Here is a 26020-nt window from a genome sequence, read left to right as displayed (position 1 = left end):
ATTGACGCCCTTATAGGTATCCCACTTATAAGCCCTCTCACCTCGAGAAATTTTATTATTATCTAGGAGAATCACAGTGAAGTGGACTCGTGCCAACGCCTTTTGCATTGGTGTGTTCGCAGCTAGTCATGCTTTTGGGCAAACACTAGAGCAAGCGGTTGAAAACACATTAAAAACCAATCCTGACATCAAAAGTGCGTTCAATGAATTCGTTAGCAAGCAGTATGTGAATGAAGCATCTGGCGGTGCTTACCTCCCATCCGTAGATTTAGACGCCGGTATCGGTTATGAAGGCATTAACCCAGCAGAAGCAGGGCGAGATTCAACGGATCTGACAAGAAAAGAAGCGACCGTGACACTAACCCAGTTGATATGGGACGGTTCTGCGACACTTAACGATATGGATCGAACAGCAGCTGACGCAGAATCAGTTCGTTATCAACTGCTCGCTGATGCTCAAGACACGGCACTCGAAGTGGCAAAGGTTTACTTAGATTCAGTAAAAGCTTATGAAATTCTTACACTTTCAGAAAACAACTTGAAGGTTCATAAGAAGATCTACGAAGACATTAAAAAGCGAGTTAACTCAGGACTTGGGTCTACCGCTGACCTAACTCAAGTAGAAGCTCGTTTAGCAAAAGCTCACGGTAACTTGGTGGCGGCTCAGAACAACTTATATGACAGCCACACCACGTTTACACGCCTTGTCGGACAGTCCCCACAAGGATTGATTTTTCCGCGAGCGGACCAGAACTTTATTCCCTACACCATAGATGAAGCAATTGACTTGGCATTTGAATCGCATCCAGTAATCAAAATTTCGATGGCAGATGTAGACTCAGCTAAGTTCCAATATAAGCAATCTAAGGGAACTTACTATCCAACGATATCTGTAGAAGCGGCTCAAACGTGGCGTGATGATGCAAGCGGTATCGAAGGAAGCAGTGATGAAACGACAGCGATGCTGCGTATGCGTTATAACCTCTTTAATGGTGGTAGTGATGTCGCCAATGCTGAAAACTTTGCCTATCAACTAAACAAAGCCAAAGATTTACGAGAACGCGCATACCGCAGCGTTGAAGAAGGGCTTCGTCTATCATGGAGCGCGTTAGATTTAACGCTTCAGCAAAAAGAGTTTCTGGCGGATCACGTAGATTCGGCATCTGAAACTGTTATCGCCTACGAGAAACAGTATCGCATCGGTAAACGAACCCTTTTGGATTTGTTAAATACTGAAAACGAGTTATTTGAAGCGAGAAAAAACTACTTGGATGCTCGATATTCAGAGCAATACGCGAAATACCGTGTAATGAATGCGACCGGCCAATTGTTAAATGCCTTGCGAGTCGATGTGCCTACGGAATGGAATGAAAAGGTGGAGTACTGATCATGAAACCAATGAAAATTCTATTTGTATTAAGTCTTCTCGCCGTTACTCAACAGGTTGCTGCTGAAGACGAGTATGACTATCGACCTGTACCAAGTGCAGAGCAAATTGCTGACCTTCAAGATGAAGATAACGATGGCGTCATCAACGCTCGAGATATGTGCCCTGGCACACCGGAAGGCTCAGAAGTCGATAATGACGGTTGCGGCGAATACATTAAAGCATCAGATAACATGCAAGTAAGAATACTTTTTGCCAATGATTCTGATGAAATCAATCCCGTGTTCAGAAGACAAGTACGTGAACTGTCCGATTTTTTAAAAGAATACCCTACTACGTCGATCGAACTGCACGGCTACGCGAGTAAAGTTGGTGGCTCTCAACACAACCAAGATCTATCAGAGAGACGAGCACGCAATGTCCGTGAGGCGCTATTGAGCTACAACATCGAACCGAGCAGAGTTCGTATTGTTGGCTTTGGAGATACTCACCTAGCGCAACAAGGTACCGATGAAGTCAGCCACGCTTTAAACCGCCGAGTAACTGCTTCTGTCGTTGGTTATAAAGGCGAGATTAAAAAAGAGTGGACAATATTCACTACCCTCCCTGAAAGGTAAAAATATCTGTATTAATGTTTGTTCAAACAAGCATTAATAAACCTAGAATGACATAAGAAAAGGAGCTTCGGCTCCTTTATTTTTACTCATTGCAATAACCGTATTATGCTTTAGGAATCGGCACTTTAGTGTTACCCTAGCGGCGTCATAACAACGAGAGTTTTGAAATGAGCAAACTTACATCAGATATCCAAGCAAACCTTGACCTTTTTGTTGCAGAAACAAAAGAAAACCAACTGGTTTGGGGTTTACGCAATGAAGAAGGTTGGCTATCTTGCGATTCAACTGAATTCGAAAACAGTGAAGTCATGCCTTTCTGGTCTTCTAAAGAAGATGCAGAAGCGCACAATGTTGAAGAATGGGCTGACTTCACTGTACTAGAAATCCCACTAGATATCTTTGTTGAAGATTGGCTTTTAACTCTTGCAGAAGATGGTGTTCTTGTTGGTACTAACTGGAACGATCAGCTAGAAGGCAAAGAAATGGAGCCTCAAGATCTAGCTAAGCTTTACATTGCATAACGACTTCTAGACCTCAACTTTATGTTGGGGTCTTTCTTTTTATGCTCTTTTTTGATATGTCGACCAAGTGCATAGTTTTCCTATTCTTTTTCTTCGTACACCCAACTCAATCACAACGCTGATCAATTAATAGCGTTATGATTCTCCAATTCCAAAGCAACAAAAGAACATAAGGCACGTTTAAATATGCGCACGCTCTATCCTTTGCTTGCGTCACTCTTACTCGCCCCGGTATATGCTAGTGACACTCAAGATATTGAGCCAGAACAAAATATCACGCAGTGGCACGCCGTTTATCAAACCACATTGAGAAGTAATCCTGACTCAGCATTAAGCATGCTTCAAGATCGATACCACACAGCGAAATCGCACAGCGAAAAACTCTACGTCAGCGGGCTGATTTATGAATACATGTCGAACATAAAGCAGCCGTACTATGGAAGCAGCCAAGTTCTCAACAATAACTTTGCTCAGTTAGAGTCAGAGTACATTCTTGCCTTAAATGAACGTAAGCATGGTAGTTATGACGCCTCAGTAAATAGCTTTTCTTCATTGCGACAAAAAATGAAGCAGACCTCAGATTCTGAAGGCAAAGCTTTGATGAACTATCAGCTCTGTTATACGTTGAATCAACAAGGTCGTTATCACAAAGCAAACTTTTATTGCTCGTCGTTAGAAAGCCATCTAAGTCAACAACACCAAGAAAACTTCCCTATTGATCTCGCGTTACGTGTGGTAGCGAATAACTATAACTATCGTGGTGACTATGAAAAAGCGCTGAGCCTTTATCGAAAGCTGCTGGCCAACATGTCTGCTCAAAGCGATCCTTCTGGCATTTACAATGACGTCGGAAATTTGCTTGCAGAGCTTGGGCAGTTTGAACAATCAGAACAATATCTCATCCAAGCCCTACTCGCTCGTCAAGATGAAGGGACACCACTCAAAGTCGCCCAAGTCGAACATAGCCTTGGGGCAATGTATAAGAAATCCAAAGAATTCGATAAAGCCATCAATCATTATCAAAATGCATTAACAATACTCAACCAGCTCCAATACCCATATGGTCAAGGGTTAAGCTACTTAGGGCTGTCTGCGGTTTTAGCCGAAAGTGGGCAACTGGATACCGCAGTAGATTACATTGGAAAAGCTTTAGACATTGCTGAAACGTATGAAAATACGCACCTCGAAACGGAAGGACATTTAGCTGCTGGGTTCGCGTATTTGAAAAACCATGCTACTGAAAAATCGATTGCACATGGCAAAGTCGCGTTAACACTAGCGATCAATAACTCTAGGCCATTATTACAGGCACAAGCTCAATTACTCCTTTCCAAAGCGTACCAAGCCCAAGGTGATTATAAACTGGCATTAGAGCACCACGAAGCCTATTCAAACATTGAATTGGCCAACCGAGACGCTAGCAATATTAAAGCATTAGAGGCATTAGACCTCACAAAGAAAGAGTACGAATATGATCTTCAAGTCGCTCGGTTGAATAATGAAAAAAGCTTAAATCAGAATCAATTTGAGAAGCTTACCGATCAAAAGCGCACTTATAATTTTGTGGTTTCCTGTTTGTTGGTCTTGCTCATTCTGGCATTGATACTTCAGCGACAAACACGACAAAAAGCCAAAATAGATAGTCTAACATGTGCGTTGAATAGAGCGGCAATTATAGAGACCATCAAAGGTCAAACCTCCAAAGCGGACGAAGACTTCCGCTATGTTTTAGCATTAATCGACCTTGATGACTTTAAGACGATAAATGATCAATACGGTCATCCGACTGGCGACTTGGTGTTACAGCAAGTTTGCCAAGTGCTTAAAGCTAAGCTCAATAAGGGAGAGTATATAGGCCGTTTGGGTGGAGAAGAGTTTATCTTACTACTGAAAAACGTCGATGAAATTGACGTTCCTTTCCGCGTACAAAGCCTACACAAAACGATTTCAGAGAAGCGCGTACGCACGGTAAATAATAGTGATCTGAGTGTAACCGCTAGCTTGGCCTATCTATCAACATCAATGCCGCTTACCAACTTTGATGAACTTTATTCGATACTAGACCAAGCTTTATACCAGGCTAAAAAGCAGGGAAAAAACATCATTATAGACGCATACGATGAGCCAATTAGCCTAGGTTCTGACTATGTTAGCCAGTAAAGCAAGGCACGACTAAACGTCAGCAGCCTGCTTGTTCACAAGAGACTGCATTACGGTCTCTTTATTGTTTAGGTAATCATCTAAGCCAGCCTTGCGCAAATCGCACGATGGGCAATCACCGCAACCATCACCAATGACCCCGTTGTAGCAGGTCAACGTATTTTCACGAACCAGTTGCAACGCGTCATATTGATCAGCTAACGCCCACGTTTCTGCTTTATTTAGCCACATTAACGGTGTTTTGATCGTCAGGTTACGGTCCATCCCTTTCACCAAAGCCGTGTTCATTGCTTTCACAAAATCGTCACGACAATCTGGATAACCACTAAAGTCAGTTTCACACACGCCAGTAATTACGGTTTCAGCCCCAATTTGGTAGGCGTAGATTCCTGCGAGCGTTAAAAATAGAATGTTACGGCCAGGAACAAAAGAGTTTGGTAGGCCGTTTTCTTGCAATTCGTGTGAGACAGGGATGTCATCGCGCGTGAGAGAGCTAATCGCAAGTTCGTTTAAAAGGCCAACATCCATCACTTTATGCGCTTTGACACCAAGATCCTTTGCGATATTTTGTGCCACTTCTATCTCTAACTTGTGGCGCTGACCATAATCAAAAGTAATGGCATGAACTTCATCAAACTCTTTAAGTGCTTGAACCAGACAAGTCGTGGAATCCTGACCACCACTAAAAACAACAACGGCTTTTTTCATTTCTCTCTCCGCTCTTAAGCAATACTTAGGTATTTATGAGTTTGAACAGACAAACGCCAATTGCGAGCAATGCACGTTTCAATACACAATTGCGTTGCACGAGGCTTTTGGCTAATAGGCTGCAATGCAATGACAGTCTCAACCGCGACATTCGCATTTGCCAATAGCTCATCAAGGTGGTCGATGTCTTTTTGCGTACCAACTGGGTGCTTAATCTCATTCGCACGCTCTAACGCGCTATTGAGAACTGGCAGTTTACCCTTCATCGCCACTTTTGGTGACACGGTCACCCATGTATTTTCTGACGTGATGACTTCTGATGTGCCACTCGTTTCGATTTGGCATTGGCAACCCATATCCTCAAACGCCTTTGTTAAAGGGCGGAGGTCATAAATACAAGGCTCCCCACCAGTAATCACGATATGTTTAGCATTAAAGCCTTGCAGTTGATATTGCTCTACGATGTTCTCGGCAGATGCGACGCACCATGTCGGAGAATCTTCCGTCTTCACCAAAATATCACCAATTTGACGTTGGTCATTCTCATCTGCATACCAAGTTTGTTTGGTATCGCACCATGAGCAACCAACCGGACACTCTTGGAGGCGAACAAAAACAGCAGGTACTCCAGTGAAAACCCCTTCCCCTTGGATGGTTTCAAACATCTCATTTAGCTTATACAACGTAGAACTCACTCAACTCATAATACTTCGAGGCGAAGACCTTAATGGACACACGTGTCTAGGTCAATTTAAACCAAAAATTAATTGTTAAAATAGACCATTTTGTAGTTTCATAGTCTCGGTGAGCGTAGGTTTCTGGTTAGCGTTATACCAAACCTTATTCACTTACAGTTCCCAAAAACTTTAAGGTAAGAAATGATGTATAAACTGATCGCATTAGATATGGATGGCACACTGCTCAATAGTGATAAAGCAATCTCTGAAGAAAACAAACAAGCGATCGCAAAGGCTCGAGAAGCAGGCGTAACTGTCGTTCTCGCTTCTGGTCGCCCATTAGAAGGAATGCAAGGCAAGCTCGACGAACTGAATATCCATTCCGATAAAGATTTTGTCCTTTTCTACAATGGCTCTATGGTTAAGAACGTAGGAACAAATGAAATCATCCACCAGCAAATCATTGATGGTAAGGCAGCAAAATTAGTCGCTCGTAAAGCGAAAGAATTAGGCGCTTATGTGCACGCATTCAGCCAAGTACATGGCTTGATCACCAATGAGAAAAACCCATACACTGACATTGAAGCCAACATTAATGGCTTAAATGTGACAGAGATTAATTTTGAATCGCTAGAAGATGATCATCCAATCATCAAAGCAATGATGGTTGCCGAGCCAAGTAAGTTAACTGAGGTCATCGCTGCGCTTCCGTCTGAAATGCGTGAAGAGTTTACGGTGGTTCAAAGCGCTCCGTTCTTCCTGGAATTTCTTAACCCAGCGAGCAACAAAGGTATTGGTGTTGCTGCAATTGCTGAGTATCTAGGTATTCAACCGGAAGAAGTGATCTGTATGGGTGATGCTGAAAATGACCACCACATGCTGAAGTACGCTGGCCTTGGTATCGCGATGGAAAATGCGATGGAAGAGACCAAACAAATCGCTGATTACATTACGGCAAGTAATGATGAACACGGTGTAGCTAAAGCGATTGAAAAATTCGTCCTTAACGCTTAATTCTCTCCGCCGCTATGGCATCAACGTTATTACCTTTAACTCAGCCATGGCGTCAGATATGCGCAAAGCCACATTGTTGAGCTACTCAACGTACAAAAAAGCCTTGCTGTAAAGCAAGGCTTTCTTTTTACTCGTATGCTTGAGAAAGAAAACATACAACCATCAATCTAGCACTGTTTCTCTCTGTTGTTTTTCATGAATTAGCTTTCTTGCAAGCAAGATAAACAGCAACATCAACAATGGATAATGCAACGTCGACAATACCAATGACCACAAACCACTAAACGAGACAACAGAGCTTGAGTATAAATAAAGTTGCTCAACGAATACCAACGCAAGCGTTACAAAAATCATCTGACGAGAATCCAAATGCACTTTTGACTCTCTAAACGTCATAACCAACGCTGATGCCGTAATTAAAATAGCTAACCAGCGGCCAAACACAGGTAATGGCCAGATAACAGAGATGACCGCCGTTACCGCAGTCATAATGAACCAGACGCCTTTTGAGCTCAGCACTTGATCAACATTCACGTCTTGATTTGTTTCCAATCGCAGAACATGCCAGGCCACCAAGCTTCCTAACAGCGCACCAAACAACATATCTAAGAAAAAGGCGCTACCAAGGAAGAACTTACATAACATAATAGTAAGCGTGATGAGCATCATGACAGCGGTCGTACCATTCAAACCGAAATAATGCGTTCTCTGAAATAAAAAGGTTAAAACACAAAACCAAACGGCAATAGGCAAACTTGGAAAACTAAATCCAAAGCTGTGTGTTAACTCCATCATTGGTATATAGACATGCGGGCGAGGAAGCGCAAAGCCCTGTTGAGCTACAAGTACCATCAGGGACGTCGCGCTAATAGCGAAAAAGAGTCGGAATACAAATCGACTGCCAAAACGCATCATTACTAACGGAAATAGAAAAAGCAGTATCGTAGGTTCTGTCAGTTCTATAACAAGATTTGAGATCTGATTCGCTACCTCGAAACTCGTTTCTGATAAAGCCCCTACCCAGCTTTGTAAGTCTTTCATCCACCTCAATTCAATCTGACGAAATGAAGGCGCGGATTCGATCAGCTGAGTCACATAAGATGCGGACTGCTGAGTAGCTTGTTCAAAAAACTGAATGGCTTGTGGCCATTGAGCGGGATAGCGGTACAAAAATGATGGCAGCTCGGATGGTCCAAGTAACATAGCTGATGCGATTTCTACTCCATAGTGAGGAGCAAACCAAATAGGTAACTCATTCCCACCTAAGGAATTGTTCATCGAAAAAGCAATAATCTCAGAATCTGATATGCAATCGTAATAAACCGCGGTGTCAGTTCTGCCAAGTTCCTCCCCAACCGTGACCACTAAACCCGTTTCTTCCCACGTTTCTCTTTGCGCAGCAACTTTGGGGGATTCTCCATCAATAATTGTCCCACCAGGTAGAGAAATCTTATCCGTCAATATTTCATGAACTAGCACTAACTTGTCGTCAGCACGAACAACGCAGAGCGCCCCTTTTACTTCGCTCGCGGCAGCTTTAGCCGTAGAGATTGGTGAAACAGGTAACAAAATAAAACAAAGGATGAGTAATAACAGCTGTCTCAACACAAAATATGACCTTAAGTAAACATTATGATAACCAATGAATAATGGCAGTTAATCTTATCTTTTTCGATAAAAATTAAGTAACGAGTTATGCCAAACAACGTTGATCGAATAAAGCATGATCTTGAAGCTCATTGGAGAGTAATTTAATGCAAACCTGACAAAAATCAGACAAAACATGAAATGTTGATCGCAATTCTGCCAGTTATATGAAGATAGCGTCAGGATAAAGTCATACACATTTTATGAGTTCTCAAAGTTGGAACAATAAAAAAGGGCTTATTATTCGAAAACAATAAACCCTGCTTATGATAACTATGCGCTGCTCGTTGAAACCAAGAATGAATTCTACCTCAAGTCACCAACGAATCAGCTTTTGAATGCTTGATGGCTAGTTAGACTTGCAATGTGCGTCGCGAACTTCTTGCCAAACACCCCAAGGTCCAGAGTCTGCTGGGTTATCGCCTTGAGTCCACCACTGCGCCTGCCACACTTTGCCATTCCAAGTAACGTTATCCCCTTTGAGATACACCGTACTCGCTTGCCATTCTGCTGCGCAGTTATCTGTTGGAGGCGTTGTCACTGTTTTCGCTTGAGCCGACACTAGCGCCTGATATTGTATACTGGTCTTATCAACGTTGAAGTTCAAAGCAACTCTTGCTTCTCCCGCCTGAGCTGCTCCAAATTCGACATCGACACGACAGCTTGCATTCATTGCTAACGTCGCCTGAGAACACTGATCATTTGCAATAACGGCAGCATCAGCAACGCCAGAAGCAAACGCGCGAACGTTTTCTACAGTGAACGTCGTGTTACCTGAATTTTTGATAACAAAACTATGTTGCTGCAACTCGCCAACATTAAATGATGCCAATGTCTGTTCGGTGGTATACCCAACAGAAACATTCTCTTTCGGAGGTGTAGTCGTGCCAATGACACCATTAACAAAATTACGCATGGCGGCGATATCGCTATAAACACCATACATACCCGGACGAGCACAACCTATCCCCCAACTGACCACGCCAAGTTGAGTAATTACGCCACCACGATTAATAACGATTGGGCCACCGCTATCTCCCTGACAGGAATCTATCCCACCTTGAGGAATTCCCGCACAGAATGACACTTCTCCAACGGTTGTGTAATTGCCACCGGCTTGACGACAAGTCGTGTCTGACACGAGTGGAACGTCAACCTCTTGCAACCGAGATGGAGAGCTTCCTCCTTCAGAGGTTCTCCCTAAACCTGCGACTGTAAGCCAATCTCCGATGCTGGCGTATTGCGTTAGACTGCCATCGGCAATTTCAACCGCAGCAACACCTTGAGGTACAGAGTCTAACTTTAAGACTGCGAGATCGTGAGAAAGCGTTGCTCGGCGATATGCCGGGTGCATGTGGATTTCACTCACGTTAGATCGAACACCGTCAGTGCCATTGTAAACGACGCCACCGATTTTAACCGCAATCTGATTCGGTGAATCACCCTCGACACAGTGGGCCGCAGTAAGGACGTAGCCATTCCCAATATAACTGGCACCACAATATGATCGGTTACCATAACGGCTAACAATTTGGGTGTAGAATCTCCACTCACTAGGATCAGCAGTGATGCCGCCTACGATCTGGGGTTGTATAGTGTGATTTTGTGTCTGTGACAAATCATCAGCACTTGCGAACATTGGCAAAACAGCCAACGCAAGTAACGATTTTGTTAGTTTCAAAATATTGTCCTCTTGTTTTTGTAAGCACGATCCTCGTGCTACTAATAAACAAGCAGACAAAAACGCCAATACCAATGTGGGCGCATATTAATTTACTAACATTGCGAGCAACTTATAGAGAAAAGTCTATTGACGAACTGAATGATTTCAATTCGCTAGAATGTGTATCACAATATTAAAATTAAGCATGGTCATTAGCTCAACGGCTTTCTTAGATAGTGAATATGGTGTGCAAACCCTTGTTTTTCATACAAAGAGACTGCACCCTGGTTAAAGTGCCATACTTCAACAAACATCTGTTTTGCACCGTAATCAGAGAACGTTGACTCAATTTTGTTAATCAATGCCTGAGCCGTGCCTTGTTTCCGAAACTCAGGTAACACATAGAGCTCATCCACACTTCCCATCATAACCGGCTGACTGACGGTAGAAACAAGTTCACAGAAATGACCAGAGATAAAACCAATAATTTCATCTCCTTGTTTTGCTACATAAACAAGACATTCAGGATCATCAATGTATCGAGCAATACTCTTTTCTTGCTCTATCTCCTCTGCAGTTTTGAACAGCTCAGGAGATTGAAGATGATGCTCATCATGCAGCTCAAACATAAGGTCGTTGAGCGACTCAAGGTCGCTAAAACACGCAGATTTAATTACAAACGTGGTCATACAAAGGGTCACTAAAAATTGAATGGCTGTAGTTTGTGAGGAAAATGCCGTATTGGCAAGTCACAAAATTGCCTGCACGAGACGTTTACGCTATCTACAAACAAAAAAGCCCCTGCACTTAATAAGCGTACAGAGGCAGAACCAACCTACAGAGTTCGAGGATCAGGGGTTAGCTAGAATTGAGTTTTAATTAGCGTCTTAACACTCGTTCAATTTCGTTCAAGCTACTTGGGTCATCAATCGTTGACGGAACGGTGTATTTTTCACCATCGGCTATTTGACGTATGGTTCGGCGCAGAATTTTACCCGAACGTGTTTTCGGTAAGCGATCCACAACCAATGCATGCTTAAAGCAGGCAACCGCACCGATCTCACTACGTACCTTGCCAACAAGCTCACCTTCAAGATCAAGCTCGTCCACTTTGACACCATCTTTAAGCACAACAAAACCAAGTGGTAACTGCCCTTTTAACTCATCGTGGATACCCACGACTGCACATTCCGCAATCGCCGGATGACCACCGACAATTTCTTCCATTTCGCCTGTCGATAAACGATGCCCCGCGACATTAATCACGTCATCAATACGTCCCATAATGAACAGGTAACCGTCTTCATCCAGATAGCCCCCATCACCTGACACATAGTAGCCAGGGAATTGGCTGAGATAACCGGTTTCAAAACGGTCATGGTTACGCCAAACCGTTGGCAGACAACTCGGTGGCAACGGGCGTTTTAATGCGACAAAACCTTGTTGGTTAGGCCCGACCGACTCTCCAAGTTCATTCAGAATCTCGACCTGATAACCCGGAATTGGCTTCGTCGAAGAACCCGCTTTAACTGGCATCATTTCAACACCTGTTGGGTTGCCCGCGATAGCCCAACCCGTTTCCGTTTGCCACCAGTGGTCAATAACGGGTTTGTCTGCTTTGCTCTGAACCCATTCCAGTGTTGGAGGGTCAAGGCGTTCTCCTGCCATAAAGATGGTTTTCAATTTAGAGAGATCATACTGTTTTAAAAACTCACCTTCTGGGTCTTCTTTCTTGATCGCACGGAACGCTGTCGGGGCAGAGAACAACGCATCTACTTTGTATTCGTCACACACTCGCCAGAATGCGCCAGGATCCGGTGTTCGGACGGGCTTGCCTTCGAATAGGATTGTTGTGCAACCGTGAATCAGTGGCGCGTAAACAATGTAAGAGTGCCCTACTACCCAGCCAACATCAGATGCCGCCCAAAATACGCCATCTTGAGGAATGTTGTAGATTGCGCTCATAGAGTACTTCATCGCGACGGCATGGCCGCCGTTATCACGCACGACGCCTTTTGGCTTACCTGTCGTACCCGAAGTATAAAGAATGTAGAGTGGATCGGTTGCTAACACCGGAACACAACCGTGTGGCAACGCTTGGTTGTACTCTTGCTGCCAATCCAGATCTCTTTCTTGGTTTAGATCGGCTTCGCACTCAGGACGCTGGAATATAAATACTTTTTCAGGCTTCCATCGGCTGTCCATAATGGCCTTGTCTACCATTGGCTTATATGGAATAACTTTGTTGATCTCAATCCCACACGACGCCGTCATGATGACTTTCGGCTCTGCATCTTCAATTCGTACAGCAAGTTCATTAGGTGCAAAACCACCGAATACAACGGAGTGAATCGCCCCTAAACGCGCACAGGCTAGCATCGCCATTGCGGCTTCTGGAATCATCGGCATGTAAATAACGACTCGGTCGCCTTTTTCAACTCCTTGGGCAGACAGCATGCCGGCAATTTTTGCCACTTGGTCACGCAGGTTACTATAGGTATACGTGGTTTTATTGCCGGTTACTGGCGAGTCATAAATGAGTGCCGTGTTATCACCGCGTCCTTGCTCGCAATGGTAATCCAATGCTAACCAGCACGTATTCATTACACCATCTGGAAACCAACGTTCTATGCCGTTTCCATCAGATTTCAAGATAGTTTTAGGAGATTCGAACCAATCGATATTCTCCGCTTGAGCGCGCCAAAAACTCTCCGGTTCGTTTTTCGCCCATAAATATTCTTTTTCGTATGAAGACATATTGCTTCCTCCAGTATGTCCTGACATTGCTCTCGTTCTATTCAAAGACCGTTCTTTTCACTCAAAGACATCAGAGGGTACACGCACAAATCCCTCCATTAGTATTCTCGCACTTCGGCTCATGATGGCTTTTTGTACCACCCAGCCCTTTTCAGTTTGCTTCGCTTGTGCTCCAACTTTTAACGTTCCTGAGGGGTGGCCAAAAGTCACTGACTCTTTTTCACCGCCACCAGCAGCCAAGTTCACCAGCGTCCCCGGCACACACGCAGCTGAAGCAATCGCCACAGCTGCGGTTCCCATCATTGCATGGTGAAGTTTGCCCATCGACAACGCACGAACCAACACGTCTATGTCTGTATCATTGACCGCTTTGCCACTTGAAGACAGGTAACTTTTCGGTTTAGCAACAAATGCTATTTTCGGCGTATGTTGGCGTGTTTGAGCTTCTTCTAAATCAGAAATCAGGCCCATTTTTAATGCGCCATGCGCACGGATAGATTCGAACATCGCCAATGCGGCATCATCGTTGTTGATATCGTCTTGTAGCTCAGTGCCCTGATAACCAATCGATTCAGCATCAATAAAAATGGTTGGAATGCCCGCATTTATAAATGTGGCGTTAAACGTACCTACGTCCGGTACCACTAAATCATCGACTAAGTTGCCTGTTGGGAACATGCTGCCTTCGCCATCAGAAGGGTCAACGAAATCGACTTGAATCTCGGCGGCCGGAAACGTCACGCCATCGAGCTCAAACTCGCCGGTTTCTTGGACGAAACCATTAACAATTGGAACGTGAATCAAGATGGTTTTGCTGATGTTCACCTGCCAAACACGCACCGTCACAATGCCATTTTCTGGAATGCGATCTTGTGGAATCAGCCCAGCATGAATGGCGAAGGGACCAACTGCCGCAGACAAGTTGCCGCAGTTACCACTCCAATCGACGAATGGTTTGTCGATCGACACTTGTCCAAACAAGTAGTCAACATCGTGATCTGCTCGGCTACTGCGAGAAACAATCACTGTTTTACTGGTGCTGGAGGTCGCACCACCCATGCCATCAATTTGCTTCGCGTAAGGATCCGGGCTGCCGATAACACGTAACAACAGCTTGTCACGCGCGGCTCCAGCCACTTGCGCTTCTTGAGGCAAATCCTCTAGGTTGAAAAAGACACCTTTACTTGTACCGCCACGCATGTACGTCGCCGGCACTTTGATTTGGCTCATTTGATTCGGAGTATTGTTTTCCATAGCCACTCCTTATTGCGCCAAGAAATCTTGAGCAAAGCGTTGTAAAACACCACCTGCGTTATACACGTGCACTTCGTCAGCGGTATCTAAGCGACAAGTAACCGGAACGTCGACTTTCTCACCGTTGCTACGTGTAATAACCAAGGCCAGATCCGCACCCGGTTTAATCTCGCCAACTACGTCGTAAAGTTCCGTACCATCCAGTTCTAATGTATTGCGGTTAACACCCGGCTTAAATTGCAGTGGTAGCACGCCCATGCCAACCAAGTTAGTACGGTGAATTCGCTCAAAACCTTCTGCAACGATGGCTTCTACACCAGCTAATCGAACGCCTTTTGCTGCCCAGTCGCGAGACGAGCCCTGACCATAATCTGCACCCGCGACAACAATCAGTGGCTGTTTGCGGTTCATGTAGGTTTCAATCGCTTCCCACATGCGTACAACCTGACCTTCTGGCTCGATTCGCGCCAGAGAACCCTGAACGACTTCACCGTTCTCTTTCACCATTTCGTTAAATAGTTTCGGGTTAGCAAAGGTCGCACGTTGCGCCGTTAAGTGATCGCCACGGTGAGTCGCATAAGAGTTAAAGTCCTCTTCCGGTACGCCCATTTTGGCAAGGTATTCACCCGCCGCGCTGCTCGCCATGATCGCATTCGATGGCGATAAGTGGTCGGTGGTAATGTTGTCACCAAGAACCGCTAATGGACGCATGCCAGACAGTGTTCTTTCACCCGCAAGCGCACCTTCCCAGTAAGGTGGACGGCGAATGTAGGTACTCATCGGACGCCAGTCGTAAAGCGGACTAGAGCTTTTCTCTGCGTCATCGAGCTTAAACATCTGGATGTAAACTTGGTTAAACTGCTCTGGCTTAACGTGTTTGCCGACCACAGCATCGATCTCTTCGTCACTTGGCCACAAATCATTTAAGTAAATTGGTTTACCGTTTTGGTCAGTGCCAAGTGCATCACGCTCGATATCAAAACGAATCGTACCCGCTAGCGCATAAGCAACAACCAATGGTGGTGATGCAAGGAAAGCTTGTTTTGCGTAAGGATGGATTCGGCCATCGAAGTTGCGGTTACCAGACAGAACGGCTGTCGCATATAAATCGCGATCAATGATCTCTTGCTGGATTTTTGGATCCAACGCGCCACTCATGCCGTTACAAGTGGTACATGCGTAACCGACGATACCAAAGCCAAGCTTTTCTAACTCTGGTAATAAGCCCGCTTCTTCCAGGTAAAGACGCGCTACCTTAGAACCCGGAGCAAAAGACGATTTCACCCAAGGTTTACGTACAAGGCCGAGCTCATTGGCTTTCTTCGCGACAAGGCCAGCAGCGACGACGTTTCTTGGGTTACTGGTATTAGTACACGATGTGATAGCAGCGATGATCACTGCGCCATCTGGCAGTTCGCCTTCTTTCTCTTCCCACGCACCAGAAATGCCACGCTGCGCCAACTCAGATGTTGGTAAACGGCGGTGAGGGTTTGACGGGCCGGCCATATTACGACTTACTGATGATAAATCGAATTCCAGTACACGCTCGTAAACCGCTGTATCAAGATCGTCTGCCCAAAGACCAGTTTGTTTTGCGTATTTTTCTACTAGAGCAACTTGCTCTTCATCTCGACCAGTTAGTTTTAAGTAATTGATGGTCTGCTCATCAATATAAAACATGCCAGCTGTCGCGCCGTATTCTGGTGTCATGTTGGAAATGGTTGCGCGGTCTCCGATCGTTAGATCGCGTGCACCTTCACCAAAGAATTCAAGATATGAAGAAACAACACGCTCATTACGTAAGAACTCGGTAATCGCGAGGACAATATCCGTTGCGGTAATGCCTGGTTGACGTTTACCCGTTAGTTTTACACCAACAATATCAGGTAGACGCATCATTGATGGTCGGCCAAGCATTACGGTTTCAGCTTCCAGACCACCAACACCGATCGCGATAACGCCCAATGCATCAACGTGCGGCGTGTGACTGTCCGTACCCACACAGGTATCTGGGTAGGCAATACCCTGCTTCGCTTGCACCACAGGAGACATTTTCTCCAAGTTGATTTGGTGCATGATGCCGTTACCCGCAGGAATCACGCTTACGTTCTCAAACGCTGTTTTACACCACTCGATAAAGTGGAATCGGTCTTCATTACGGCGCTCTTCAATCGCGCGGTTTTTGTCGAAGGCGTCAGGGTCAAAGCCCGCATGCTCAACCGCTAAAGAGTGGTCGACGATCAGCTGAGTCTCAACCACAGGGTTCACTTTTGCAGGGTCGCCGCCCTGATCCGAAATGGCATCGCGCAGACCCGCTAAATCGACTAGAGCGGTCTGACCAAGAATGTCATGACAAACAACGCGTGCTGGATACCAAGGAAAATCAAGATCACGCTTACGTTCAATTAACTGTTTCAGGCTATCCGTCAATGTGTTCGGTTCACAGCGACGGACCAGTTGCTCAGCTAGCACGCGGGAGGTATAAGGGAGTTTTTCATAGGCTCCAGGAGAAATGGCATTGACGGCTTCGCGTGCATCAAAGTAATCCAGTTGAGTTCCCGGAAGCGGCTTACGATATTGGGTATTAATATTTGTGTTCATGGTTTGCTTCCATTCAGTCTGTACATCTTGCCTTCATCAACGTTTTTCCATTGCTCCAGAAACATCGTGATGAGAGGGGCTCCTTCCTCTGTCAGAGAGAGGTACAAAGGAAGGAGGTGGTCAATCAAAGCATATGTGCCCTGATTGACCTTCGCGCTAGCGATTCTCGATAGGTACCCATTCTTGATGATCTGGGCCCGTGTAATCAGCACTTGGGCGAATGATGCGGTTATTAGCACGTTGCTCATAAACGTGTGCAGCCCAACCCGTTAAACGACTCATCACAAAAATTGGTGTGAACAGCTTGGTTGGAATGTCCATGAAGTGGTAAGCCGATGCATGGAAGAAGTCCGCATTACAGAACAGACCTTTCTCTCGCTTCATCACTGATTCCACACGCTCAGAAACAGCATATAGATGTGTATCACCGACTTGCTGTGACAACTCTTTCGACCAGCGCTTAATCAACGCGTTGCGAGGATCACTTTCGCGATAGATGGCATGACCAAAGCCCATGATCTTGTCTTTGTTGGCCAGCATTTTCATGATGTTCGCTTCCGCCTCGTCTGGCGTTTGCCAATCTTCAATCATTTCCATCGCTGCTTCGTTTGCGCCGCCATGAAGTGGCCCGCGAAGCGTACCGATTGCTGCCGTGATACAAGAATGAATGTCTGACAACGTTGATGCACAAACACGCGCTGCAAAAGTTGATGCGTTGAATTCATGCTCAGCGTAAAGGATTAAGGAACAGTGCATCACTTGCTTGTGTAGCGCTGATGGCTCTTTATCTGTAAGCAATCGCAAGAAGTAACCGCCGATGCAGTCTTCGGTTTGATCTTCTGTATCGATACGAACGCCATCGTGACTAAAACGATACCAGTAGCAGATGATAGCTGGGAAAAGCGCCAGCATACGTTCCGTCGAATGCAATTGCTCATCGAAGCTCATTTCTTGCTCTAGGTTTCCTAACACAGAACAACCAGTGCGCATCACATCCATTGGATGAGCAGTAGCAGGAATAAGCTCTAACGCTTGCTTAAGCTCAGTTGGTAAGCCGCGAAGGTTTAAGAGATGTGTCTTGTACGCATCCAGTTCTTTCTGAGTTGGTAAGTGACCGCGTAACAGAAGATGTGCAACTTCTTCAAATTGAGCATTATTGGCAAGGTCAGTAATATCGTAACCGCGATAAGTCAGACCGGTCCCCGTTTTTCCGACAGTACATAAAGCTGTGCTTCCAGCGCTTTGACCGCGTAGGCCTGCACCACCTAACTCTGCTTTCTTTTCTGCAGTTTGAGACATTGTTTGAACTCCTTTTCTGTCTGGCTTTGCCCTCTTTGGAGCGTTTTTTAGCCAGACGAATTTCACGTTATTGAATTAGATAAATTCCGATTATCTTTTCTTGGGCTTCCGTCTATCTTTTCTTTTCCAGCTATTTTCCTTCAGAGAATAGCTGGTCAAGTTTGTCTTCGTAATCGTGGTAGTTCAGGTGCTGATACAACTCTTTGCGTGTTTGCATTGAATCAACCAAAGCTTCCTGATTGCCCACTTCTAGCAAATGCTTATAAACCGTTTCAGCGGCTTTGTTCATGGCACGGAACGCACTTAATGGGTAAAGCACCATATCGACTTTCGCTTTTGCAAGCTCATCGCAGCCGTAAAGTGGCGTTGCGCCGAACTCGGTAATGTTGGCCAGAATAGGAACGTGCTTTCCAGTTGCTTGCTCAAGTGCGTTTGAGAACTGAAGGTACTGATCCAGCTTGGTCATCGCTTCTGGGAAGATCATGTCTGCGCCTGCTTCCACACAGGCAATCGCACGCTCAATTGCACTGTCCATACCTTCAACAGCTAGCGCGTCTGTACGAGCCATAATCACAAAGCTTTCATCATTGCGTGCGTCAACCGCGGCTTTTACGCGATCAACCATCTCTTGCTGGCTCACAATTGCTTTGTTCGGACGATGCCCACAACGTTTCTGTGCGACTTGGTCTTCCATATGAACCGCAGCAGCACCCGCCTTTTCCATTGCTTTGATCGTGCGGGCAATATTAAATGCGCCTCCAAAACCGGTGTCGATGTCGACCAATAGCGGTAAATCACACGCGTTAGTGATGCGGTCAACATCGACCAGTACGTCGTTCAATGTTGTAATACCGAGATCCGGCAATCCGTATGACGCGTTTGCAATACCGCCGCCAGACAAATAAATCGCTTGATGCCCCAAATTTTTCGCCATCATGGCGCAGTAAGGGTTAATGGTGCCAACAATTTGCAGCGGATTGTTTTGTTCAATAGCGAGTCTGAACTTCGCTCCCGGTGTTAAGCTCATGACGAATTCCTTCTAGTCTTTGTCTAAACTTTCTGTATGTATAATTTGCGATTGGATGAGCTTTCGACTTCCTGAGATGTGTCTTCTCATCAGCATTTCTGCAAGCTCTTCATCGCGATTGCGAATGGCTTCCAGAATGAATTTGTGTTCAGTCAGCGCTTCATTTGGACGAGATTGCGCGCGCGGTGACTGATAGCGATACATGCGTAACAAGTGGTAAAGCTCGTCGCACAGCAGAGAAATCAGCTTGCTGTTTCGGCTTGCTTGGATGATGCGATAGTGAAAATCAAAATCTCCATGCTGATGGAAGTAAGAGGCTCCCTCCACTTGATCGATGTGCTTAGAATGTGTCGACAATAGCATTTCCAAGCTCAAGAGCTCTTCTTGCGTAATATGTCGCGCTGCTAACCTTGCCGCCATACCTTCTAGCGCTTCGCGAACCGCATAGAGTTCTATCAGCTTTTCTGGAGAAAAAGTGGTCACTCTAGCCCCGACATGAGGAATACGTTCAATGAGCCCTAGCCCCTCTAAACGCATTAATGCTTCACGCAAAGGGCCACGGCTGACTTGATATTTCTTCGCCAGTTCAGGCTCCGAGATTTTATGGCCAGGCTTAACATCGCCATTCACAATGACTTCAATCAGTGTTTCTGTCAGTGTTTCTGACTTGGTGTGTTCTTTCTCAGAACCCAGTACTTTATAACGAGTTTTCAACTCAGAGTTCATACTCAGATACTCACGTTACCGACATCAAAATGTCTACAATTTCTTAACCTGAATATAAAGTAGTCGATCAAAGTGTCGACAATCAAGTAAATTGTCGACAATTTAGACTAAGGTCGTAATTTAAATCGATGAAAATCATCTATTACGAGCTAAATTGAGGGGTAATTGCGAAGGAAAAAGAAAATTGTCGACAACTAAACACCTCTTAACATTATGATATAAAAGAAAAACAATTAAGCTGTCGAACAATTAAGGATACAAAAAGTTATTCTTTAGATGAAAATTGCTCAAAAACTTGCTGCGATGTCATCTTTTGTGAGGTGGGATTGAGGTCATAATACGCGGGCTTTTCATCGGTAAAGATCTCTAATGTGAGTTTGAAATCTGGATTGTCGAACAAACCAGCGGAGAGAATGTACTCGCCTGTCGGTAACAAATGATAGAAAAGGTTTGTACCGCATTCGCCACAAAAACCTCTCACCGCCCAGTCAGACGATTGATAACGCTTTGGCTCGGCCCCCTTAAACGTTACGTTAGGGCCACAATGCACAGCATGGAGTGCTCCACTCGACCATTTTCGACACATCGAGCAGTGGCATAGACTCACTTCATTCTTAGCATCTGCGATCACTTCAATAGCGCCGCACAAACATGTCCCTTTCATTCTCTGTTTCCTTATTCGTTTGATGTCATTCCATTATGACGCAATTGTTAGCACGCACGCGTGATGTGCAACCAATTTTTCAGCGTGAACTTTATGAACACAATACCCGTTATGCTCAATATTCTCTTTATCGACGTTTTAAAGACATCAATTTAACACTTGATTAACCTTTGATACATCAGCATCCAGTTCGAGTTAAAAGCTGAAACAAAAATAAGACTCATCAAAAAATAGAGTCATCAACATAAGGAACGTGAACATGTTAAAGGTAATCAAACCAACGCTCGCCGCATCGATCATCGCAGCTTCATTTTCATTTAACGCTTTTGCTGCTGATGTAGAAAAAATGCATTTCTTGATCCCTGGAGGTGCCGGTGGCGGCTGGGACATGACCGCACGAGGTACAGGTGATGTGCTACTCAAATCAGACATCGTTGAGACGGTATCTTTCCAAAACCTTTCTGGTGGCGGCGGCGGTAAAGCCATTGCGCACTTGATTGAAACGGCAGATCGCCAAGAAGATACGCTGATGGTGAATTCAACACCGATCGTCGTTCGCTCTCTAACAGGTATTTTCCCTCAATCCTTTAGAGATCTCACTCCCGTTGCAGCCACCATTGCGGATTACGGTGCCATCGTAGCCTCTGTTGATTCGCCATACAATTCTTGGGAAGACGTAGTAAAAGCATTTGAATCTAACCCTCGCAAAGTGAAAATTGCAGGTGGCTCTGCTCGTGGCTCGATGGACCACCTCGTCGTTGCCGCCGCATTTAAAGGCGAAGGATTTGATGCGCGTAAAGTGCGTTACATCGCTTACGATGCGGGCGGTAAAGCCATGGCAGCCCTTCTTTCAGGCGAAACTCAACTGCTCTCTACGGGCCTAGGTGAAGTACTGGAGATGTCAAAATCTGGTCAAGTCAAAGTGCTAGCGGTAACTGCACCAAAACGCCTAGAAGCTGCACCAAACATCCCTACGCTAACAGAATATGGTAACGAAACTGTCTTCGCTAACTGGCGTGGATTCTTTGCTGCACCAGGTACTAGCCAAGAAAAGCTGGATGAATGGAATGCAGCATTTACCAAAATGTACAACACTGACGAATGGCAAGTCGTCCGTGACCGCAATGGTTGGATCGACAACTATAAAGCGGATAAAGCATTCTTCGCGTTCCTTGAAGAGCAAGAGCAGCAAATGGGTGACTTAATGCGCGAGTTAGGATTCCTAAAGTAACAGTCGAACTGGGTCCCTCAGATTCCAACCTCACCCAATAACGTGGGGTTGGTATTTCCCCAACTGTATTTGCACTCTAAGTTTCACCGTATATGGATATTGTCGACAATCGGCATGCACACTCCTTTGTTTATATACCCAAAGCAGCTCGACTAGCAGCGAAATGCTTAATTGTTAATGGTTTAGTTTATTCATTAACGTCCATATGCGGTCTTTTTTATTTTTGTTAGGAGTTGAATATGTCTCGTTCAACCAACTTTTTCACCAAAGAATATTTGCTCTGTCGTGACCGTGTCGGCGCAATGATCTTTCTACTATTCTGTCTTTGCTACGGTTATCAAACCTCACAAATTCCATTGTTCCCTGGTGATGAATACGAACCGTTCACCGCACGTACTTTGCCAACCATCCTGACTTACGTTGGTGCAGGCCTTTCTTTGTTATTGCTGGTAACAGGACAACCAGATAAACAAAGTGGCGCGGTGCTGAACTTTAATTGGAAGTTACTGATCGCTTTCTTGGTTTTGATGGCGCTTTACGGCGTAGGCCTGACTTACCTAGGCTTTGTTATAGCTACTGGCTTCTTTTTATTGGCTGGCTTTTATCTGCTGGGGGAAAGACGTAAACCCGTTCTGTTCGGCGCGTCGTTTCCATTCGTGATCGCGTTCTATTTATTACTCACTCAAGGTTTGGACATCTATCTCGAACCGGGTTTGATTTTCACCATCTGGTAGTCAAAGAAAGGACTGAATTATGTTAGATGGAATTCTACAAGGTTTATCCACTGCAGTAATGCCAATGAACATCATGATGGTGATCGTTGGTTGTTTCGTCGGTACATTTATCGGCATGTTACCTGGGCTTGGGCCGATCTCAGCCATTGCTTTGATGATCCCAGTTACTTATGGCCTAGAGCCCTCTTCTGGCCTTATTTTGATGGCGGGTGTTTATTACGGTGCGGTATTTGGTGGTTCTACATCGTCGATTTTAATTAACGCGCCGGGTTGTTCTTCAACCGTGGTGACAGCATTCGACGGCTACCCGATGGCTCAAAAAGGCCAAGCAGGTAAAGCATTAGCTTTGGCAGCTTATTCGTCTTTCACTGGCGGTACGCTATCTGCCATTATGTTGCTTGTCGCAGCACCAGCATTGGCTAGCGTTTCACTTAGCTTCCAATCGTCGGACTATTTTGCGTTGATGCTACTTGGGTTATCAGCAGTCGCAGCTTTTGCTGGGAAAGGTCAGGTCATCAAAGCGTGGATGATGACCATTCTTGGTTTGATGCTATCTACAGTTGGTATCGATAAAGGCGTAGGCGTTGAACGCTTTACCTTCGGTTTGACGGATTTAATGGATGGCTTTAGCTTCTTGTTGCTTGCAATGGCGACATTCGCACTGGGTGAAACATTGATGGGCATTCTTAAACCATCAAAAGACACCAGCGATGAAGAACAGGAAAAGCTGAGTAACATTGGCTCAATGAAAGTGACGAAGGAAGAAATCAAAGATGTTGCGCCTGTTTCAATTCGCTCTTCAATATTAGGTTTCTTCACTGGCGTTCTTCCTGGCGCAGGAGCAACCATTGCTGCTTTTTTAAGCTATGGTATGGAGCGCAACCTCGCACCTAAAGAGAAAAAGGAAGAGTTCGGTAAAGGCAGTATCCGTGGTTTGGTCGCGCCAGAATCAGCGAACAATGCAGCCTCTAGTGGTTCATTTGTACCGCTGCTAACGCTTGGCATTCCGGGGTCTGGTACAACAGCAATAATGCTCGGCGCGCTGATCGCTTACGGTATTCAGCCAGGCCCTCGCCTGTTTGTTGAACATCCAGATGTGTTCTGGTCGGTGATCATTTCCATGTACTTCGGCAACATCGTACTCGTGATCCTGAACTTACCGTTGATTCCGTACATTTCAAAGCTTTTGGCGGTTCCAAGAACGGTACTTCTGCCGATGATTTTATTCTTCTCAATCACCGGAGTTTATTTGGTCTCATTCAATACCATGGATGTGTTCGTGATGCTGATTGTCGCTATGGCTGCCATTGCACTTCGACTCGCTAACTTCCCACTTGCGCCTTTATTGCTGGGTTTCATCCTTGGGGGATTAATGGAAGAGAACTTACGCCGCGCATTAATGATTTCAGACGGCGAATTGAGTTTCCTATGGGAGCGCCCTATTACCCTTACCTTTACTGTTTTAGCCGTATTGGTACTGGCAAGTCCACTAATCGTAAAGCTGATTCAAAAGTTTAAAGCACAGCCAGTGAGCGTTGAGCAGTAATAGCTGTCTCTTTCAACCTAGATAAAGCCATCCATCGCGATGGCTTTTCTTTCTCCTATCAAATCGTTCACTTATTAAGCAAAACAATATTGACAAGTCATCGCCTATATATAAGAGTAGTTGCATGAATACACACTTAGCGCAACTTAACCAACGAATTATCATCATTCCATAGGAATGGTGGGATATTTGATGCGCTCAATATTTATCGAACCCACCCATAGCGGTGGGTTTTCTGTCTCTGCCGTATGGGGAATATTCTCTTGGAGGCGTTCACATGCAAAAAATAGCGGTTTTTGGTAAGCCCGGCAGCGGAAAATCGACGGTAAGTAAAGCAATCGCGTCTGCTACCGATCTCCCTCTTCATCAATTAGATTCCATAGTCTATAAACCAAACGGTGAGCCCGTTGAGCGTAACGTTTTTGATGAAGCACATAGCAATATACTTCACTCAGATCGTTGGATTATAGATGGTCTGGGGCCTATCAGCTCTTTTAATGCTCGTTTAGATGCAGCCGATACTCTCGTTTATATTGATCTACCATACTCCGTAAGCTATTGGTTTGTGACGAAACGTCTCCTTAAAGGACTATTCATTAAACCCGAAGGTTGGCCTGATGGCAGTTCGGTATTGAAAGGAACGTTACAAAGCTACAAAGTTCTTCAGCAATGCCCTGCATTCTGGAATGATGACTTCATGTCTCGTCTCGAAGGGTACTCTCAAAGTAAAACCGTTCATGTCATCAAAAACGTCACAGAACTGAACAATTTTGTTTTAGAGCGGGTAAAGTAAACTTCATATCAGAACACTAGAGCATGTGGGATGGGCCATCTAAAGCTCTAACAATGAAAAAGAACATAACAAGGATTGTTTATGCTTTTAGAACTAGCGCTTTTATTCGTTGCCGGCGTAGTTGGTGGGATCATTAACTCCATTGCGGGAGGCGGAAGCTTTATTACTTTTCCGGCCCTATTGGCGGTTGGTGTGCCTCCAATTATGGCCAACGCAACAAATACTTATGCTTCATGTGCAGGGTACATTAGCGGAGCCGTTGGCTTCAGAGAAGAGATCATGAAGAACAAGCAAGAACTGTTGTTCACAGTCTCATTCAGTTTAGTAGGTGGCGCTGTCGGAGCATATCTGCTGCTCAACACACCAGAATCGCTATTTTTGGAAGCCATTCCTTGGCTACTCTTGTTTGCCACCGTGCTTTTCTTGACTGGTTCTCGTTTAACAATGCTTATCAAAACTGTCGCGAAAGAGCACAAACACGCAGGAATACTCGGAGCAATCGCTTTGGGTCTATTACTTGTTGGTGTCTCTGCTTACGGTGGTTTTTTCAACGCAGGTTTAGGGGTTATTGTTCTGAGTTATCTGGTAGTAGCGGGTCACCAAGACATTAATTTAATGAACGGTTTGAAATTGCTGGTATCTACGTGTGTTTCACTCATTGCTATCGTGATTTTTGTTGCGAATGGTTCCATTGACTGGCGCACAGGTAGCGTTGTTTTGGTCGGTACGTTGGTGGGTGGTTATCTTGCAGCTCGTGTATCTCGTCAACTTAATCCCAATCATGTTAAAGGGTTTGTTGCTCTTTCTTCTATTCTCATCACTATCTACTTTTTCATTGATGTTTATGCTTAAGTAAAACTTGCACATGTAGATAACACTCCTATAAAAAACGCCATCGCGAATGATTAATGCTGATCGCTGAACGAGGTTTTTGTGTCATTACAGCGAGCCTTGGCGTGACTAGGGATCTAATAGCAATACGCTGAGCGGCTAA

The 26020-nt window shown here is 45.0% G+C and carries 22 protein-coding genes; 10 read left to right on the top strand and 12 right to left on the bottom strand.

The annotated features are described in order from the left end of the window. Positions 1-76 precede the first annotated feature (76 nt). From VEA_RS09335 to VEA_RS09320, 4 genes are all read left to right on the top strand, one after another. Positions 77-1387 carry a TolC family outer membrane protein gene (locus VEA_RS09335; RefSeq protein WP_005395046.1) on the top strand — a complete coding sequence of 437 codons (1311 nt, stop codon included), beginning with the start codon at positions 77-79 and terminating at the stop codon, positions 1385-1387. Between the two features lie 2 nt (positions 1388-1389). Beyond that, entirely contained in the window at positions 1390-2004 is a 615-nt protein-coding gene (locus VEA_RS09330; protein WP_012841789.1) for an OmpA family protein, read from the top strand. A 167-nt stretch (positions 2005-2171) separates the two neighbouring features. After that, positions 2172-2525 carry a DUF2750 domain-containing protein gene (locus tag VEA_RS09325; protein ID WP_005395049.1) on the top strand — a complete coding sequence of 118 codons (354 nt, stop codon included), beginning with the start codon at positions 2172-2174 and terminating at the stop codon, positions 2523-2525. Positions 2526-2711: 186 nt separating this feature from the next. Next, positions 2712-4685 carry a tetratricopeptide repeat-containing diguanylate cyclase gene (locus VEA_RS09320; RefSeq protein ID WP_006741555.1) on the top strand — a complete coding sequence of 658 codons (1974 nt, stop codon included), beginning with the start codon at positions 2712-2714 and terminating at the stop codon, positions 4683-4685. A gap of 12 nt (positions 4686-4697) precedes the next feature. On the opposite strand, the gene queC is transcribed toward VEA_RS09320, so the two are convergent. Both queC and queE read right to left on the bottom strand, forming a co-directional pair. Beyond that, positions 4698-5393, bottom strand: coding sequence for a 7-cyano-7-deazaguanine synthase QueC (queC, locus tag VEA_RS09315; RefSeq protein WP_006741554.1), 696 nt, complete (start codon positions 5391-5393; stop codon positions 4698-4700). A gap of 14 nt (positions 5394-5407) precedes the next feature. After that, positions 5408-6058 carry a 7-carboxy-7-deazaguanine synthase QueE gene (queE, locus tag VEA_RS09310; RefSeq protein WP_041852955.1) on the bottom strand — a complete coding sequence of 217 codons (651 nt, stop codon included), beginning with the start codon at positions 6056-6058 and terminating at the stop codon, positions 5408-5410. A 216-nt stretch (positions 6059-6274) separates the two neighbouring features. On the opposite strand from queE, the gene VEA_RS09305 reads away from it, so the two are divergent. Continuing rightward, on the top strand, positions 6275-7084 hold the full coding sequence (locus VEA_RS09305; RefSeq protein ID WP_041852954.1) for a Cof-type HAD-IIB family hydrolase: 810 nt from the start codon (positions 6275-6277) through the stop codon (positions 7082-7084). Positions 7085-7246: 162 nt separating this feature from the next. Here VEA_RS09305 and VEA_RS09300 read toward each other — a convergent pair whose 3' ends face one another. From VEA_RS09300 to VEA_RS09255, 10 genes are all read right to left on the bottom strand, one after another. Beyond that, the gene (locus VEA_RS09300; protein ID WP_006741551.1) at positions 7247-8692 is read right to left on the bottom strand and encodes a bifunctional NUDIX hydrolase/phosphatase PAP2 family protein; all 1446 of its coding nucleotides are present in this window, start codon (positions 8690-8692) and stop codon (positions 7247-7249) included. Positions 8693-9080: 388 nt separating this feature from the next. Next, positions 9081-10412: a trypsin-like serine protease gene (locus VEA_RS09295; protein WP_012841787.1), complete on the bottom strand. Its 1332-nt coding sequence runs from the start codon at positions 10410-10412 to the stop codon at positions 9081-9083. A 194-nt stretch (positions 10413-10606) separates the two neighbouring features. After that, the gene (locus VEA_RS09290) at positions 10607-11083 is read right to left on the bottom strand and encodes a GNAT family N-acetyltransferase (protein ID WP_012841786.1); all 477 of its coding nucleotides are present in this window, start codon (positions 11081-11083) and stop codon (positions 10607-10609) included. Between the two features lie 190 nt (positions 11084-11273). Further along, positions 11274-13151 (bottom strand): propionyl-CoA synthetase, encoded by a 1878-nt coding sequence (locus VEA_RS09285; protein WP_012841785.1) that lies wholly within the window; start codon positions 13149-13151, stop codon positions 11274-11276. A 57-nt stretch (positions 13152-13208) separates the two neighbouring features. Continuing rightward, positions 13209-14405: a 2-methylaconitate cis-trans isomerase PrpF gene (gene prpF, locus VEA_RS09280; protein WP_006741548.1), complete on the bottom strand. Its 1197-nt coding sequence runs from the start codon at positions 14403-14405 to the stop codon at positions 13209-13211. A gap of 9 nt (positions 14406-14414) precedes the next feature. Beyond that, positions 14415-17006, bottom strand: coding sequence for a Fe/S-dependent 2-methylisocitrate dehydratase AcnD (gene acnD, locus VEA_RS09275; protein WP_006741547.1), 2592 nt, complete (start codon positions 17004-17006; stop codon positions 14415-14417). 156 nt (positions 17007-17162) lie between these two features. Beyond that, a complete protein-coding gene (prpC, locus tag VEA_RS09270; RefSeq protein WP_012841784.1) occupies positions 17163-18305 on the bottom strand; it encodes a bifunctional 2-methylcitrate synthase/citrate synthase in 1143 nt (380 codons plus the stop codon). Between the two features lie 130 nt (positions 18306-18435). Beyond that, positions 18436-19332 carry a methylisocitrate lyase gene (gene prpB, locus VEA_RS09265; RefSeq protein WP_005395068.1) on the bottom strand — a complete coding sequence of 299 codons (897 nt, stop codon included), beginning with the start codon at positions 19330-19332 and terminating at the stop codon, positions 18436-18438. Between the two features lie 12 nt (positions 19333-19344). Next, complete coding sequence (locus VEA_RS09260) at positions 19345-20058, bottom strand: GntR family transcriptional regulator (RefSeq protein WP_005395069.1); 714 nt, start codon at positions 20056-20058, stop codon at positions 19345-19347. 265 nt (positions 20059-20323) lie between these two features. Then, positions 20324-20722 carry a GFA family protein gene (locus tag VEA_RS09255; RefSeq protein ID WP_041852953.1) on the bottom strand — a complete coding sequence of 133 codons (399 nt, stop codon included), beginning with the start codon at positions 20720-20722 and terminating at the stop codon, positions 20324-20326. Between the two features lie 259 nt (positions 20723-20981). Here VEA_RS09255 and VEA_RS09250 point away from each other — a divergent pair, with 259 nt between their 5' ends. The 5 genes from VEA_RS09250 (at position 20982) to VEA_RS09230 (ending at position 25878) form a co-directional block, all read left to right on the top strand. Next, positions 20982-21953 (top strand): tripartite tricarboxylate transporter substrate binding protein, encoded by a 972-nt coding sequence (locus tag VEA_RS09250; RefSeq protein WP_005395072.1) that lies wholly within the window; start codon positions 20982-20984, stop codon positions 21951-21953. Positions 21954-22192: 239 nt separating this feature from the next. Further along, the gene (locus VEA_RS09245) at positions 22193-22687 is read left to right on the top strand and encodes a tripartite tricarboxylate transporter TctB family protein (protein ID WP_012841781.1); all 495 of its coding nucleotides are present in this window, start codon (positions 22193-22195) and stop codon (positions 22685-22687) included. A gap of 19 nt (positions 22688-22706) precedes the next feature. Then, positions 22707-24233, top strand: a complete 1527-nt coding sequence (locus VEA_RS09240) for a tripartite tricarboxylate transporter permease (RefSeq protein ID WP_006741545.1) — start codon at positions 22707-22709, stop codon at positions 24231-24233. 277 nt (positions 24234-24510) lie between these two features. Further along, entirely contained in the window at positions 24511-25026 is a 516-nt protein-coding gene (locus tag VEA_RS09235; RefSeq protein ID WP_012841780.1) for a P-loop NTPase family protein, read from the top strand. Between the two features lie 81 nt (positions 25027-25107). After that, positions 25108-25878 (top strand): sulfite exporter TauE/SafE family protein, encoded by a 771-nt coding sequence (locus tag VEA_RS09230; protein ID WP_005395076.1) that lies wholly within the window; start codon positions 25108-25110, stop codon positions 25876-25878. Positions 25879-26020: the final 142 nt, after the last annotated feature.

Source organism: Vibrio antiquarius, assembly GCF_000024825.1.
In the GTDB taxonomy this organism is placed as follows: domain Bacteria; phylum Pseudomonadota; class Gammaproteobacteria; order Enterobacterales; family Vibrionaceae; genus Vibrio; species Vibrio diabolicus.
This window is presented reverse-complemented; position numbering and strand designations above follow the sequence as displayed.

Bases quoted from the DNA above. Each gene is read 5' to 3' on its own strand.
- VEA_RS09330 (WP_012841789.1), top strand. From the start codon at position 1,390: ATGAAACCAATGAAAATTCTATTTGTATTAAGTCTTCTCGCCGTTACT.
- VEA_RS09325 (WP_005395049.1), top strand. From the start codon at position 2,172: ATGAGCAAACTTACATCAGATATCCAAGCAAACCTTGACCTTTTTGTT.
- VEA_RS09320 (WP_006741555.1), top strand. From the start codon at position 2,712: ATGCGCACGCTCTATCCTTTGCTTGCGTCACTCTTACTCGCCCCGGTA.
- queC (WP_006741554.1), bottom strand. From the start codon at position 5,393: ATGAAAAAAGCCGTTGTTGTTTTTAGTGGTGGTCAGGATTCCACGACT.
- queE (WP_041852955.1), bottom strand. From the start codon at position 6,058: ATGTTTGAAACCATCCAAGGGGAAGGGGTTTTCACTGGAGTACCTGCT.
- VEA_RS09305 (WP_041852954.1), top strand. From the start codon at position 6,275: ATGTATAAACTGATCGCATTAGATATGGATGGCACACTGCTCAATAGT.
- VEA_RS09290 (WP_012841786.1), bottom strand. From the start codon at position 11,083: ATGACCACGTTTGTAATTAAATCTGCGTGTTTTAGCGACCTTGAGTCG.
- VEA_RS09285 (WP_012841785.1), bottom strand. From the start codon at position 13,151: ATGTCTTCATACGAAAAAGAATATTTATGGGCGAAAAACGAACCGGAG.
- prpF (WP_006741548.1), bottom strand. From the start codon at position 14,405: ATGGAAAACAATACTCCGAATCAAATGAGCCAAATCAAAGTGCCGGCG.
- acnD (WP_006741547.1), bottom strand. From the start codon at position 17,006: ATGAACACAAATATTAATACCCAATATCGTAAGCCGCTTCCGGGAACT.
- prpC (WP_012841784.1), bottom strand. From the start codon at position 18,305: ATGTCTCAAACTGCAGAAAAGAAAGCAGAGTTAGGTGGTGCAGGCCTA.
- prpB (WP_005395068.1), bottom strand. From the start codon at position 19,332: ATGAGCTTAACACCGGGAGCGAAGTTCAGACTCGCTATTGAACAAAAC.
- VEA_RS09260 (WP_005395069.1), bottom strand. From the start codon at position 20,058: ATGAACTCTGAGTTGAAAACTCGTTATAAAGTACTGGGTTCTGAGAAA.
- VEA_RS09255 (WP_041852953.1), bottom strand. From the start codon at position 20,722: ATGAAAGGGACATGTTTGTGCGGCGCTATTGAAGTGATCGCAGATGCT.
- VEA_RS09250 (WP_005395072.1), top strand. From the start codon at position 20,982: ATGTTAAAGGTAATCAAACCAACGCTCGCCGCATCGATCATCGCAGCT.
- VEA_RS09245 (WP_012841781.1), top strand. From the start codon at position 22,193: ATGTCTCGTTCAACCAACTTTTTCACCAAAGAATATTTGCTCTGTCGT.
- VEA_RS09240 (WP_006741545.1), top strand. From the start codon at position 22,707: ATGTTAGATGGAATTCTACAAGGTTTATCCACTGCAGTAATGCCAATG.
- VEA_RS09235 (WP_012841780.1), top strand. From the start codon at position 24,511: ATGCAAAAAATAGCGGTTTTTGGTAAGCCCGGCAGCGGAAAATCGACG.
- VEA_RS09230 (WP_005395076.1), top strand. From the start codon at position 25,108: ATGCTTTTAGAACTAGCGCTTTTATTCGTTGCCGGCGTAGTTGGTGGG.